At 45.4% G+C, this 14,439-nt stretch carries 12 protein-coding genes; 6 read left to right on the top strand and 6 right to left on the bottom strand.

All coding sequences use genetic code 11. From position 1 onward, the window contains the following. Positions 1–14: 14 nt before the first annotated feature. The 5 genes from ABHV44_RS14610 to ABHV44_RS14630 form a co-directional block, all read right to left on the bottom strand. Positions 15–1,541 carry a S41 family peptidase gene (locus tag ABHV44_RS14610; RefSeq protein ID WP_459075454.1) on the bottom strand — a complete coding sequence of 509 codons (1,527 nt, stop codon included), beginning with the start codon at positions 1,539–1,541 and terminating at the stop codon, positions 15–17. A 2-nt stretch (positions 1,542–1,543) separates the two neighbouring features. After that, a complete protein-coding gene (gene paaZ / locus ABHV44_RS14615) occupies positions 1,544–3,592 on the bottom strand; it encodes a phenylacetic acid degradation bifunctional protein PaaZ (RefSeq protein WP_459075455.1) in 2,049 nt (682 codons plus the stop codon). A gap of 161 nt (positions 3,593–3,753) precedes the next feature. Further along, on the bottom strand, positions 3,754–4,917 hold the full coding sequence (locus ABHV44_RS14620) for a glycosyltransferase (protein ID WP_459075456.1): 1,164 nt from the start codon (positions 4,915–4,917) through the stop codon (positions 3,754–3,756). Then, on the bottom strand, positions 4,917–6,116 hold the full coding sequence (locus ABHV44_RS14625) for a glycosyltransferase (RefSeq protein ID WP_459075457.1): 1,200 nt from the start codon (positions 6,114–6,116) through the stop codon (positions 4,917–4,919). The genes ABHV44_RS14620 and ABHV44_RS14625 overlap by 1 nt, the downstream gene beginning before the upstream one ends. Further along, positions 6,113–7,567, bottom strand: a complete 1,455-nt coding sequence (locus ABHV44_RS14630; protein WP_459075458.1) for an LptF/LptG family permease — start codon at positions 7,565–7,567, stop codon at positions 6,113–6,115. The genes ABHV44_RS14625 and ABHV44_RS14630 overlap by 4 nt, the downstream gene beginning before the upstream one ends. Positions 7,568–7,813: 246 nt before the next feature. On the opposite strand from ABHV44_RS14630, the gene ABHV44_RS14635 reads away from it, so the two are divergent. The 6 genes from ABHV44_RS14635 (at position 7,814) to ABHV44_RS14660 (ending at position 13,901) form a co-directional block, all read left to right on the top strand. Beyond that, a complete protein-coding gene (locus ABHV44_RS14635; protein WP_459075459.1) occupies positions 7,814–9,412 on the top strand; it encodes a PQQ-dependent sugar dehydrogenase in 1,599 nt (532 codons plus the stop codon). A 122-nt stretch (positions 9,413–9,534) separates the two neighbouring features. Next, on the top strand, positions 9,535–10,587 hold the full coding sequence (locus ABHV44_RS14640; protein ID WP_459075460.1) for an isoaspartyl peptidase/L-asparaginase family protein: 1,053 nt from the start codon (positions 9,535–9,537) through the stop codon (positions 10,585–10,587). 12 nt (positions 10,588–10,599) lie between these two features. Continuing rightward, positions 10,600–11,583, top strand: coding sequence for a 6-phosphofructokinase (gene pfkA, locus ABHV44_RS14645; protein ID WP_459075461.1), 984 nt, complete (start codon positions 10,600–10,602; stop codon positions 11,581–11,583). Between the two features lie 12 nt (positions 11,584–11,595). Continuing rightward, entirely contained in the window at positions 11,596–12,582 is a 987-nt protein-coding gene (gene gap / locus ABHV44_RS14650) for a type I glyceraldehyde-3-phosphate dehydrogenase (protein ID WP_459075462.1), read from the top strand. Further along, positions 12,583–13,437: an ATPase gene (locus ABHV44_RS14655; RefSeq protein WP_459075463.1), complete on the top strand. Its 855-nt coding sequence runs from the start codon at positions 12,583–12,585 to the stop codon at positions 13,435–13,437. 62 nt (positions 13,438–13,499) lie between these two features. Next, the gene (locus ABHV44_RS14660; protein ID WP_459075464.1) at positions 13,500–13,901 is read left to right on the top strand and encodes a methylglyoxal synthase; all 402 of its coding nucleotides are present in this window, start codon (positions 13,500–13,502) and stop codon (positions 13,899–13,901) included. Between the two features lie 286 nt (positions 13,902–14,187). On the opposite strand, the gene ABHV44_RS14665 is transcribed toward ABHV44_RS14660, so the two are convergent. Continuing rightward, positions 14,188–14,424 carry a hypothetical protein gene (locus tag ABHV44_RS14665; protein ID WP_459075465.1) on the bottom strand — a complete coding sequence of 79 codons (237 nt, stop codon included), beginning with the start codon at positions 14,422–14,424 and terminating at the stop codon, positions 14,188–14,190. Between the last annotated feature and the right edge of the window lie 15 nt (positions 14,425–14,439).

Below are 14,439 nucleotides of genomic sequence, written 5' to 3' on the forward strand. Positions count from 1 at the left end.
TTAGCCTGATGTGGCTAAGGATTTCGGAGAATTTCCAGTAAAAACTCTAGTTGTGTATCGCGTTCGTGAAAAAGATCTCTTGGATCGAAGGGGACATAAAAGTCTGGAGCTAGAGGAGTTGGGTCTGCTTCAAAACTAGAAGTGGTATTCGAGCGAATAGTAGAAATGTAAACATTGAGCCCGCTGTTTTTCATTTGATAGGGTGCTGGGTTGCCCCAGGTACCGCAAAGTGGTCCAAGGCAAGGTTCTCCTATGATTGCCCCCAGTTCATACTTCTTAAAACAACCGGCAAAGTTGACTCCTGCAGATCCGGTTTTCCCATTGACCAGGAGAAATACTTCACCATCAAAAAAGTTTCGTTTGGAACGTTTCTCAGGTTCGTTGTAGTAAAGTGTATCTGTAGTGCCAACCGGCATTTCGATGATTTGCATGTAGTTTCTCGCTTCTTCGTTGCCTCCAAAAAACAGCTTCAGCATGAACCGCTGAAAGTTGTTGAAATTGTTTTCGTAATTGGCTTTTGAAATTTCGCTTTGTTTGGCGATGATGCTCTTCGGGACTGTGAATTTCTCTTCAGAAAAATAATTGAAAACTTCTTCCATCCTGTTGGTCTGTCCGCCCATGTTGTCGCGCAAATCGATGGCGAGATATTTTGTGTCGCTTTTTCGGATGTCGCGAAACGACCGCTTTAAAAACCTGTAGTACTTTCCGCTGCGGCCTTTGGCAAAAGACCCGATTTTTAAAACTGCAAGACTGTCTTCCGGATAAAACTCAAGGTCGTAGGTTTTGGCCCGATCCTCTTCAGGTGTGACCTTCCACTTTTTCTTTCCTTCCGATTTTAGCGTCTTGTAATCCTTTCCGGGGTAATCGATTCGTTGAGGGAGTTTGTCTCCAGGCGAGATGTATTCGATTTTGTTAATTGTATCCACCGGAATCATCATCGAGACTATCGAAGAGAAAATAGCATCTGTAATTCTTCGATTGCCGCGAATAGAGTTGCCTTCAAAAATTGAAAACTGCTCCACTTCCTTGTAGAGTTCATAGACATTATGACCGTTGATAGTAAAAAGTAAACTCCCGGGAGGAAGAATGTCCTGGCCGTCTTTTTCAATTATGAGATCTCCTTTGTCGGATTTCAAAACTGAAAAGTTCAGGTAGAGCCCGCCATTTCTCTTGTAGTGCTTTCCGAGCATGGAGAAATTGAGGTAAGTGTGGGAATCTTTCATCACGCTTAGTGCGGACGCCACAAATCCGGCAAAATCCAAAAAAGTAGCTCCTTCCATTACCGAGTCAGTTGCTGCAGCAAAAGCACTGTCGAGCTGAGCTTCGGTGCAGTAGGTAAAAGGATTTTGATGAGTTTCCCTGACGCGCTTTTCCAGCAGCTGCAGACCTTCTACCAAATCGTTGGCAGAAAAGACGCTGTCCATGGTTACTGCTTTTTGTCCATTTGCCAGAGCAGGGCAGAACACAAGCAAAAGAAAAACAGCCCGGAACAAAAGTGAAATTCCGGGCTGAAAGTGAAAAGGCGTTTTATTGAGGATCATCCTTAGTCTTCCTGGTTGCGTTTCTTCACCATTGTTAGAATCGTAGCAATGGCAACGGTTTCATCTTCTTCGTCATATACGTCAACGAGGAACTTAACGATACCTTTTGCAACATCGTCTGCTTCGCGCTTTTCCTGATCGATTTTTTCTTTCACGGTCAGTTTCACACCTATGGTCATTCCCGGATACACCGGTTTTGTGAATCGGCATTCTTCGATTCCGTAGTTGAGCAAAACGGGTCCTTTCTTAGGGTCCACAAACATTCCCGCAGCTTTAGAAAGAATGTAGTAACCGTGAGCCACTTTGCCTTCGAAGATTGTTCCGTCCAGCGAAGTAGCATCTACGTGAGCGTAAAAATTGTCTCCGCTCACGTTCGCGAAGTTGGTAATATCCGCTTCAGTCACAGTGTGCTTGTGAGTGAACTCTGTCTCACCAATCACGAGGTCTTCGAAGTGCTGGCGGAAAGGATGCTTCTCAGCTTCTTTCTGTTTCCCTCCGCGCTGATAAACCTGTGTGATTTCCGAAATGCTCGTAGGCGTTCCCTGCAAGGCTGTTCTTTGAAGGTAGTGCAAGACTCCTCGTTTTCCTCCGAGTTCTTCGCCACCTCCAGCACGACCGGGACCACCGTGAACCAACAGCGGCATTGGCGAACCATGACCGGTTGATTCTTTGGCGCTTTCGCGATTTAAAATCAAAATTCTTCCGTGGTGAGAAGCTGCACCGAGTACAAATTCTCTGGCCAGACTGTCGTCAAAAGTTGCCATGGTGCAAACCAGCGAACCTTTACCCATGTTGGCCAACTGAATTGCTTCGTCCATGTCTTTATAAGGCATCAGCGTGCTCACAGGTCCGAACGCTTCTATGTTGTGACTCTCCATGTTTTGGAGCGGGTTCTTGTTGAGCAGCAGAACAGGGGAGAAGAATGATCCTTTGTTTTTATCAGCTCCGCTAACCTCAAAGTTCTCGAGATCACCGTAAACCATGTCGCTGGTTTTGTTGAGCTCTTTTAGCTTTTGGCGAACTTCTTCAACTTGTTCTTTTCCAGCAAGTGCACCCATTTTCACGCCTTCCGTTCTGGGATCACCGATCACTGTTCTGGAAAGCTGTTTTCCGAGAGCAATTTGCACGTCTTCAATGAGTTTTTCCGGAACAATCACTCTTCTAATTGCGGTACATTTTTGTCCACATTTAGAAGTCATTTCTCTTCGAACCTCCTTGATGAACAGGTCGAACTCTTCTGTTCCGGGCACGGCATCTTCGCCAAGCACCGCGGCATTGAGAGAGTCCGCTTCCATGTTAAACGGAACGGAGTTTTCGATGATCGCCTTGTGGGTTTTGAGCATTCTACCGGTATCGGCAGATCCAGTAAAAGTCACTACATCCTGTGGCTGTACAAAGTCGAGGAGATTTCCTGCCGACCCACAAATCAATTGTAGCGCTCCATCGGGAAAGATTTTTGATTCGATCATGTCTTTCACCACCATCTCAGTGAGGTAGGAAGTGAGTGTTGCGGGTTTCACCACAGCTGGAACTCCAGCTAGAAGGTTTACCGCAATTTTTTCGAGCATTCCCCAAACCGGGAAGTTGAATGCGTTGATGTGGATAGCCGCACCTTCTTTAGGTACCAAAATGTGGTGACCAATAAAAGTTCCTTCTTTTGAAAGCGGAGCGGCATCGCCTTCCACGTAGTAAGGTTTGTTCGGGAATTGTTTTCTGAGGCTTGCGTAAGCAAAAAGATTTCCGATTCCACCGTCAATGTCTACCCAGCTATCGGCTTTGGTGGCACCAGTAGAGTAGCTGAGATCGTAGTATTTTTTTCTTCGTTCGAAGAGGAAAAGCGCCATGGCTTTGATCATGCGGCCGCGCTCGTGGAAAGTCATTTTCTTGAGAGCCGGGCTACCGATATTTCTGGCGTAATTTAGAACTCCCTCGAAATCGATACCAGCTGTGCTGGCTACTGCGAGTTCCTCTCCAGTAATTGCATCATAGAGTTGCTTTCCGTCTCCTTCGCCTTCAATCCATTTTCCCTGAACGTAATTCTTGAGTTTCATCTATTCGGATTTTTCTGATTGTCTAAAAAAGTAAACTGCACTTAGAGCATTCCAACAACAACTTCTTCAGCGCAGTTCAATTTGGGTAAAATTAGCCCAATTCGCGAAGTTGGCAAAAGACAAACTTCCGGGAGTTTGGAATCTGTGATGGATTCTGGTTTTTATCCTTTGATCAATTTTTCCAGAATTTGCACTGAACTTTGCCAATCGAAGTTTTTTCTTACCCAGGTTCCTCCTGCTTTTCCCATCTCCTGAGCTTTTTCTGAGTCTTTCAGCAATTGGCTGATAGCTTCGACATATCCTTTTGTGGATTTAGCAACGAGCAGGTGCTGGTCTGGTTTGCCACCCAGCGCGTTGTTGGCCAGGGGAGAAGTTATGCAAGGCAATTCCATGCTCATAGCCTCCAGGAGCTTGTTTTGAAGGCCAGTACCGATGAGCATCGGAGCAACAAAGATCTTCGACTCGGCATAGGCATCTCGGATGTCTTCCATCCACCCCGAAACAATCACCGAGTCGCTTTTTCTCTCCAGGATGCTGCGATGGGGCCGGACTCCGGCAATCAGTACTTTTATCCCAGGGAATTCCTTTTGTAGCTCTGGCAGAATTTCATCGATAAGGTAAATTGCCGAGTTCACGTTAGGAGCATAGCTCATGTTTCCTGTGAACAGAAGGTCAAACCTCTTCTCTTTTTTCTGGGGTTTAAAGAATTCGAAATCGACACCGTTTGGGATCACTTTAATTTTATCGCGATCGGGATGAAAAATGAGCTTGCGATCCTGCTCAGAAATGATTGTGTGGTTTTCGAAGTAGTCAAAAATCAAATTCTCGTAGGCTACCAATCTTCTCGATTCCTTGCTCAGGAACCATTTTGAATACCACTTAGCGTCTTTAATCCTGCGATCCATCCCTTTGTTGAAAGCGTCCATGTAATCCAGCGTTTTCGGAATGGTGTGCAGGTTTTTCACGTATTCGGTAGTGCGAATCAACTGGCAGTAAATGTGATCTGGTTTTACGTTTTTTATGAGCCGCTCAATCTGCCTGTGAATTTTCCACTGGTAGAAGTAGTGGACCTGAAAAGGCTTATCTGAGAAAAAAGCCATGAACATGCGCCAAATGATCAAAAGCCTGTTGAGCCTGATAATGGTTACTTCAGCGCAGATTTGCTCTAGCTCTTTCCTGGCTTCTGGATGCGGGACGGTGTCGGTAAGGCAGCACAGGTGAACATCGTGCTTTTGCGCCAGCAGTCTCACCTGATGGTAAGCACGCAACTTGTCTCCTTTTTCGAGAGGGTAGGGAATACGCGATAGGAGTACGAAGAGCTTCATTAGGCAGACAGCGATTTGTAAAATTCAACGAGCTCTGCGCTCAACTTGTGATTGTCGTACTTTTTGCTGACCAATTCTCTTGCTCTTTCGCCCATCTGAGCAGCCAGTTCCGGATTGTCGACAAACTTTTGGATAGCTGCTACAAATTGTTTGGCATTTGACGCAATCATGATGTCTTCACCGTTTTTACAGTCGATTCCCTCGGCTCCAACAGAAGTGCTGATGATCGCCCGGCCGAGAGCCATTCCTTCGATGATTTTTACTCGAATTCCACCGGCAGACAGCAAGGGGACTATCATTATCGCATTTGAGCAAATGAACTTTTTGGCATCTTCAACTTCACCAATGATGTGAACGTTCGGCTGAGGCTCATCCATCAGATCGTCTGGCATTTCTCGCCCAGCAAGGTGAAGCTCGAGTTCAGGAAACTTTTCGTGAATGGTAGGCCAGATATCTTCTAAAAACCATAAAACTCCTTCGAGATTGGGCATCCAGTTCATGCTACCCAAATGAAAAAGGGCGAGCCTGGGCTTGTTATCTACCGGGCAAACGTAATTGTTGAAGTCTATCCCAAAAGGGATGTTCACCATTGACTTTTCGAAGCCGAGTTTCTTGTAACGTTTTAGGTCTTCATCGCTGATGGTGGCGATTCCATCGACTTGCTCCATCACGTCCAGTTCATACTTTTTCAGTTTTCTCGACAAATAGCGCAAATAAGCTTTTTTGGCAATGCTCCTCGTGCCTCGCGCTATCCGATCCCAAATTATGTATTCGAGGTTGTGGCTTCGCAAAACGATTTTCGCATTTGAACTTCGCCTGATCGTACCGATGTAAGGTGTCATGAAAAGACTTTCGAGATGGATTACGTCAAACGATTCCTCTTGCAGAAGCTCGGTGAGTTTGATGTCGAAGTCGGTCGAAAAAAACCGGCTGATGTTGTAGGAATCCTGAGTGATGAGGCTGCTGAAGGCGTCAACGATATTGACTCTGGTGTCTACAAAAACGCCTTCAATTTTAGTCTTTTCAAGTATGTCCTTTGGGACGTTCTCCAGTTCAAGTCGGTGCTTATGCGTAGAGATAGTGAGCAACTTCACATCACAGCCCTGTTCGATTAATCCACGGGTTATGTTTTCCATGGCAATACATCCACCATCTACAGCAGGAAAAGGTGGTTTGTGGCAGAGTTGCAGAACCTTCATTCTCCGATCTTTTTCTTTTTTCTAAAAATTTTGTCAATAAACTTCGAGTACGCTTCTCTGTCGAGAAGAGTAGAATCCGTTGCAGCCTTGTAGGTCAAAAATACTCCCAATGGAAAGAGGATCACAGAGCTCATCCACATTCCTACCACAGGCTCAAAAACATCTTCACGCACGAGCTTTTCGCCAATGATAGTGAGAACGTGGTAAACAATGAAAAGACCGAGTGCAACCACTGTGGGCAATCCCAGTCCTCCTTTGCGGATGATGGCTCCGAGAGGTGCACCCACAAAGAAGAGCACGATACAGGCAAAGGCAAGGAAAATTTTTCGATGCCATTCAATTTTGTGTTTGTTGACGTAGTTGAGTTTCCCCTCCATGTCTTTTTGAACTCTTTCAATGTAGCTCTTTGCTCCGCGGCTCAGGTCTTGAGCTTGCTCGATAGCTCTGGCTTTTTGTGAAGGAGTGAGTCGCTCCAGGAAGAACTGCCGGTTTGCAACACTATCTGGTAGCACAGCAAGAGAATCGCTGTAGCGCTGAAACCTGATGCTGTCTCTGGTGATGTACATATTTTTCAATACGTACTTCTGAATATCGACTTTTCGCTGCTCGACCCTGTTTTTAATCGAGTCGATGGCAAAATCCAGTTGCCCCAGTGTCATCATCTCATAAGAGTTTCTGAACAGGTCTTCATCGGTCTTGCCAAATTCAAACCCGGAGAGATCTATCCTAAGAATTGCCTTTTCGAAATGATTAGTAATACTTGGGTAGCCCGGCTGCGGGCCTGATGGGGCGGTTTGCTCATCGTAACTGTGGCCGTCAAAAAGAGTTAGCACTAAAAATCGCTTGTCTTCAGTCTGCTGCATCTTCCCATTCTCAGCGCGAATCACCGTTCGGTTTCCCTTGTACGCTTCGCGGTGGTCGTAAATCAACACATCTGTCAGCTCGTTGGTGTCTTCATCTTTGTGACCCACGCGCATGCTGATTCCTTCGATTCCGTTGTAGAAAACCCCATCAGTTAGATTGAGTGCAGGCCGTTGCTGAATGATGCTGTAGAGCAGCGACTTAAATTTAAGGTTGGCAATCGGCCAAACATTATTGGCAAAGAGGAAAGCTCCCAGGGCAAAAATTGTCATGAAGACGATTAGCGGACGCATAATCCTGAGCAGAGATAGTCCGCTCGATTTCATTGCCGCCAACTCGTAGTTTTCGGCCAGCCCGCCAAAAGTCATGATTGAGGAAAGCAAAATGGCCAGTGGCAGAGAAAGGTTGACCAGTCTGGCAGACGCGTAAACCAATAGCTCCAAAATAATGTGGAGTTCAATTCCTTTGCCCATCATGTCATCCACATACTTCCACAAAAACTGCATCACGAACATAAACATGGTCACCAGGAAGGTCACCAGAAAAGGTCCGATAAATGATTTGAGTAAAAGTTGTGAGAGTTTCTTCACGGATGATGCTTTTTTAGAAGCTGCGCAAATATAGGAGAATGGCGGTCATGAGGTGAATCATTTCCTTTTCTCTAATTCATTTTCTACAAAACAAAAATCTAAACTTTATTGCGTAAAATCTGACGGCCTGTCCCAATTTGTTTTAAATCGGCAGACGGGTAACAATCCTCGAACTGCACATCATTGTACTCAGTCAAAGTCGCACATTCTCTTATTTTTGGAATTCAAACCAAAAAAATAGAAAGTATGCTTAACCGATTGATAGCGTTTTTAACTATTTCTCTTCTTGCGTTTACGGCCAATGCTCAGGAACCTTCGCCCCTAGAGATTGAACTGGAGCCATTTATTTCCGGACTCAGCAACCCTGTTGGTTTAGAACATGCAGGTGACGAAAGGCTCTTTGTGATTCAAAAAAACTCAGGAATCATAGAGATTTACAATCTCGATGGCGATTTTATCGGAGACTTTCTAGATATCGATGGTCTCTCCACGGCCAGCGAACAAGGGCTTTTGGGGTTGGCGTTTCACCCTGATTATCAGGAGAACGGTCGGTTTTTCGTGAACTACACAGATGGTAGTGGCGACACCGTCATTTCGGAGTTTACGGTTTCCTCCGATCCCGATGTTGCAGATGATAGTTCCGAGCAAATCCTTTTGGAAATTTCGCAGCCATTTAGCAACCACAACGGTGGTGGTCTCGAGTTCGGACCAGACGGTTACCTGTACATTGGAACCGGAGATGGCGGAAGTGGAGGTGATCCACAGAACAATGCACAAGATCCACAAGAGCTTTTGGGAAAGATGCTTCGAATAGATGTTGACAGCGGTGATCCTTACGGCATCCCGGCCGACAATCCTTTCGTAGACGATGCTTCTACGCTTGACGAGATTTGGGCCATAGGGATGAGAAACCCCTGGCGTTACACTTTTGATGACGAGAATGGCGATTTGTGGACCGCAGATGTTGGTCAAAACCAATGGGAAGAAATCAATGTGGAGCCCGGTGATTCTGAAGGTGGGCTGAATTATGGATGGCGCTGCTACGAAGCTTCTTACGAATACAACACCGATGACTGCAGTGGCGATTTTTTCTTTCCCATAGCCGAATACTCACACAGTGGTGACAATTTCTGCTCCATTACTGGCGGCATCGTTTATCGCGGTTCTCAATTCCCAAGACTGTTTGGACACTATTTCTTCACTGACTACTGTGCTGGAGACATCATCAGTTTGGTGGAATCCGAAGAAGGATCATTCGAGGAGAACACTCTTCTGGAGACGAGCACTTTTGGATATGTGGCTTTTGCTGCTGACATCAACGGACAGCCCTACATCGTGGACATTAATGGAAATGTTCAAAAAATTGTGGATCCCTGCGGTGACTTCGACCCGGAGATTTCGGCAAACGTTGATTTCAATGCTGCCAGCGCAAGTGAAGGAGCACAGTACTATTGGTACCTCAATGGAGAGCTGGTAGAAGGTGAAAATGATCAGGTGTTTGCTCCGTCCGAAAATGGAGAAGTCTATGCGGTGGTAGAAAACGAAGATGGCTGTGCGATTCAAACGAACACAGTAGATCTAACAAATGTTTCTGTTGAAGAGAACACCAAAGGTGAAATCAAAGTCTATCCAAATCCAACTTCCGACAGCATTTTTGTAGAAGGAGTTGAGAAAAACTCTCGGCTTGAAATTGTCAATTCTGCAGGCCAGATTATTGAAGTGCAATTCAATTTTCAGGATGCCTCCAGGGCTTTTGCAGATGTAAGTAATCTACCTTCCGGCATGTATTTTATTCGTGTTCAGGGAAGTGATTCAAGCGTGGTCACACCATTTTCAAAGAGATAGATAAATAATTGTAAACCAGTCATTTATATTTACTCATGTAAAGCTTTAGTTTGAGTGTCTTTATTTGATTCCAGGTTTTGTTGAAATTGCTAACTTTCAGCTTTTAACCTAACCTATTACAAATGAAAAAGATTTCAATTCTAGCTTTACTTTCTTTAGTCATTCTCTTTTCTTGTTCCAATCCTTCGGAAAAGCCAGAGGATCAAAATCCCAAGGTAGAAGCAGCCAAGAAAAAGGAGTGGTCGATTGTGCTGCACGGTGGTGCGGGGTACATGACTCCAGAAAATATGGATGGTGAAAGAGAGCAGGCTTATCGGGCTCATCTGGACACGGCCTTGTCGATTGGTGAAGAAGTCCTCAAAAACGGAGGCTCAAGTTTGGATGCGGTTGAGCAAACCATCAACTATCTCGAAGACTGCCCTTTGTTTAATGCCGGAAGAGGAGCCGTGCTTACAAGCGATGGCAAAGCCGAAATGGACGCATCCATCATGTGGGGAAAAGATCGTAACTGCGGGGCAGTCACAGGAATTGGAAATGTTAAAAATCCCATCTCAGCCGCACGAAAAGTCATGGAAGAAAGCGATCACGTTTTTTTTAGTGGCAGCGGAGCAGAAATTTTTGCCGAAGATCAGAATCTCGAATTGCGCGACAACTCCTATTTCATCACTAAAGACAAGTCTGATCGATACGAACGAATTAAAAAAGAGAAAGAAGCTGAAGCCAATGGAGAAACTGCTGAAATCCCAAAGTCATTTAAATTCGGAACTGTGGGCTGTGCCGCTTTGGATAAGGACGGAAACATTACAGCTGCAACTAGTACAGGTGGAATGATGTGGAAAAAACACGGTCGAATTGGGGATTCGCCAGTAGTGGGTGCAGGAACGTATGCCGACAATCGTACTTGCGGAATCTCCTGCACCGGTCACGGTGAGTATTTTATCAGAGCTGCAGTGGCTCATGAGATTTCAGCCAGAATGCTTCACGGAGAAGAAACGCTCCAGGAAGCCGCAGATGCAGTCGTGATGAAAGAACTGGTAGAAATGGGAGGAGACGGAGGAATCATCGGAGTGGATTACCTTGGTAATGCCGTGATGAGTTTCAACACCAGCGGAATGTTTCGAGGGTTTTCCGACAGCGATGGAGCACGTGGTGTGATGATTTTTAAAAATGAATAAGTGAAAAAATCGATGTCTGACAAGATTAAAAATATTGGAGTTCTTACCTCCGGAGGTGACGCCCCTGGAATGAACGCGGCAATTCGCGCAGTGGTGAGGTCATGCGCCTACTACAGCATCGATTGTACTGGTGTTTATCGCGGCTACGATGGGTTGATCGATGGAGATTTTAAGACTTTAAATGTTCGATCGGTAAACAAAATTTTAGGACTAGGTGGAACGATGCTGAAGTCAGCTCGATCTGAAGAGTTTAGAACAAAAGAGGGAAGGGCTAAAGCTGCTCAGAACCTAAAAGACGCTGGTGTAGATGCATTGGTGACTATCGGTGGTGACGGAACCTTCACCGGAGCGCAGATTTTTCACAAAGAGCACGGAGTTCCCGTGATTGGCATTGCCGGAACAATCGACAACGACCTCCACGGAACGGATTACACCATTGGTTTCGACACGGCAACTAACACGGTCATAGAGGCGGTGGACAAAATTCGCGACACAGCCAGTTCTCACAATCGTCTCTTTTTTGTGGAAGTGATGGGCCGCGATTCGGGCTTCATCGCACTGCGATCTGGAATGGCCACAGGCGCCATTGCCATCATGCTACCCGAAGAGGAAATGAGCATTGACGAACTGATCGAAATTCTCGAAAAAGGAGAACAGCGAAAGAAAACCAGCAGCATTGTTATAGTTGCCGAAGGAGATGCCAACGGAGGCGCCTATCAGGTGGCCAAAAAAGTGAATGAAAAATACAGTCACTACGAAACCAAAGTGACAGTGCTCGGACACATTCAGCGCGGTGGAGCTCCATCGTGCCTCGACAGAGTCATTGCCTCCAGAATGGGCGTTGCAGCAGTAGAAGGATTGCTCGATGGTAAAACTGATGTGATGGCGGGAATTATTAATGACGAGGATGTCTACACTCCTTTTTCCGATGCCATTTCTAAGAAATCGAAGTTGAATGAAGAAGAAGTGAGGATGTCGAAAATCCTCTCAATTTAAACAAGATTGAATATGAAAGTTGCTATAAATGGATTTGGCCGAATCGGCCGGTTGGTACTGAAAAGCTTGCTCGAAAAGAAAAACGTAGAAGTGATCGCAATCAACGATCTCACGGATGTAGAAACGCTGGCTCACTTGCTTCGCTACGATAGCGTTCACGGCAAGTTTCCTGGCAAAGTCGAAGTGGATAGAAAGAAGTTAATTGTTAATGGTCAGCGCATCACAGTGCTCTCGGAAAAAGATCCATCCACTCTGCCATGGGATAATCTGGGCATTGATGTGGTAGTGGAATGCACGGGCCAATTTCGCAAACGCGAAGGAGCCTCGAAGCACCTGGAAGCAGGAGCCAAAAAAGTGGTGATTTCCGCTCCCGGCTCCGCAGACATCCCGATGATTGTACTGGGAGTGAATGACGAACTGCTGGAGGAAAACCACGACATCCTTTCGAATGCTTCTTGCACAACTAACTGCCTGGCTCCATTGGCAAAAATTCTGGATGATGAATTTGGAATTGAAAAAGGCTACATGACCACGATTCACTCTTACACTTCCGACCAAAGGCTGCAGGATGCGCCACACAAGGATTTGCGGAGAGCCCGTGCGGCCAGTCTTTCGATGATTCCTACCACAACAGGAGCTGCCAAGGCTGTGGGTAAAGTGATTCCGCACCTCGAAGGAAAACTCGATGGATGTGCGGTGCGCGTGCCCACACCTGATGGATCCATGACAGATTTGACTGTGGTACTTAAGCGGGAAACCACAGTTGAAGAAGTTAACGAATCAGTGAAGAAAGCTGCTGAAGGCGCAATGAAAGAGTACGTGGAGTATTGCACCGACCCCATAGTTTCGGTTGACATTATCGGTAACAAACATTCTTGCATTTTCGATAGCGAAATGACGAGCGCCAATGGAAATCTGGTGAAGGTAATGGCCTGGTACGACAACGAAATGGGCTATGCGCAAAGACTTGCTGATCTAGTAACAAAACTCTCTGCTTAAATGATTTTAATTGCCGATAGCGGATCTACAAAATGCGACTGGGCACTGGCCGATGCATCTGGAAAAACGATAAAGGTTCTGAACACAATCGGCCTGAATCCTTATTTCCACTCAGCCGAAAACGTGGAGATGGAGATTTGCAAAAATCGGGAGCTCGCTGAACTGTCAGGCGAAGTTGAAAACATCTTCTTTTACGGTTCTGGTTGCTCCAACGACAAGTTGAAAGGAATCATAAGAGAAGGGGTGAAGTCTGTTTTTCCAAACGCGAAGATCGAAGTAGATCACGACATGGTGGCCGCTGCATACGCCACCTACACCGGTGAGCCGTGCATTAGCTGCATTCTGGGAACTGGCTCCAACAGTTGTCATTTTGATGGTGAAGAGGTTTACGAAGAAGTGCCTTCGTTGGCCTACATTGTTGGTGATGAAGCCAGTGGTAGCTATTTCGGTAAGATTTTGCTTCGGGAGTTTTTCTATAAGAGGCTTCCCCTCGAAATTCACGAAGATTTTGAAAGAGAGTTTAAATTGGACAAAAACGAGTTTTTGGAACGCGTTTATCGCCAGCCGCATGCCAACGTTTACCTGGCGAGTTTTACCAACTTCATCGGTAAACACAAGGAGCATCCTCACATTCAAAAATGGCTGGTGAATGGCATGAGAGAGTTTTTGCGCTACCACGTGCTTTGCTTTCCCGATGGCCACAACGTACCGGTTCATTTTATCGGTTCGGTGGCGCATCATTTTTCAGCTTGTCTCGAAGTGGCTTGCCTTGAAGAGGAGGTCGAGCTTGGCAGAATTGTCCAAAAGCCGCTCGAGAATCTGGTAAAGTATCACTTTGAGTACAACAAAATTTGAAATGTGACTGTTGATGTCGAGATAATCGAATCTGAATTCGCGTATTCACAAATAAAAAATCCATGCCGAGAATTGCAATCGTAGCCCACAACGAGATGAAGCCAAAGCTTGTTAGCTTTTTAAAAGAGCGAGAAGACTGGCTTTGGGGAAGAGAGCTGGTAGCCACAGGGCTCACAGCAGATTTTGTAGAAAAGGAAGAGCTCAAAGTTCCTGTAGAACATCTGAAAGCTGGTAAGGAAGGCGGTTATCGTCAACTCACAGATTTGGTGAAAAATGGCGATATCAGTTTGGCTTTGTTTTTCCGCGACCCGGAAATTGTGCAGGACTACGAAAAAGAAGTCAGTGATTTTGTCCGCGAGTGCAATCGCCAGAATGTGCCACTGGCAACGAATCCGGCCAGTGCCGAGCTATTGATTTTAGGACTTATCAGAAAAGAATCATCGGAAAAGCAGAGAAGTAGATAGTTACTTCTTTCTTCTTATTTTTTTCTCTGGATTTTGTCTGTCGTCCCAAATGGATAGCACAAAAAACATATTCTCATCAAACTCATAAATAATAGAAAAGCTCCCGAGAACCAGTACTCTAGATTCATCGTCCTTGTTTTGTATGCCGAGAAATGGGTTTGAGGTTAGTAACTTAATGGCTTCATCAAATCGATTAAGGAGTTTTTTAAGTAGTCAGCAGAGTCATTTCGAATTAAGTAGTACTCCAGGATTTTTGCAAGTTCGTGTTTTGACTGGTTGGACCATTTTATTTGTCTTTCAGCCATTGCCTCATTTCTTTCATAACCTCATTGTGATCTTGCGTTTCACCGCCCTGAATTTGCGAACGACTAATCCTCAGGCTTTCTTTTTGCGAATCGTTCAGCAATGAATAGGAGTCATTTGAACTTATGTTGAGCAAGTTGAGAACCGATTCGAGAATTACCGGATCATTTTGCTCTTTAAGCTCATCAATGATTTTCTGTTTGAGTTTCTGAACAGTCATACTTCAAAAATATGA

The organism is Halocola ammonii, assembly GCF_049334165.1.
GTDB lineage: Bacteria > Bacteroidota > Bacteroidia > Flavobacteriales_D > Sanyastnellaceae > JBEGHD01.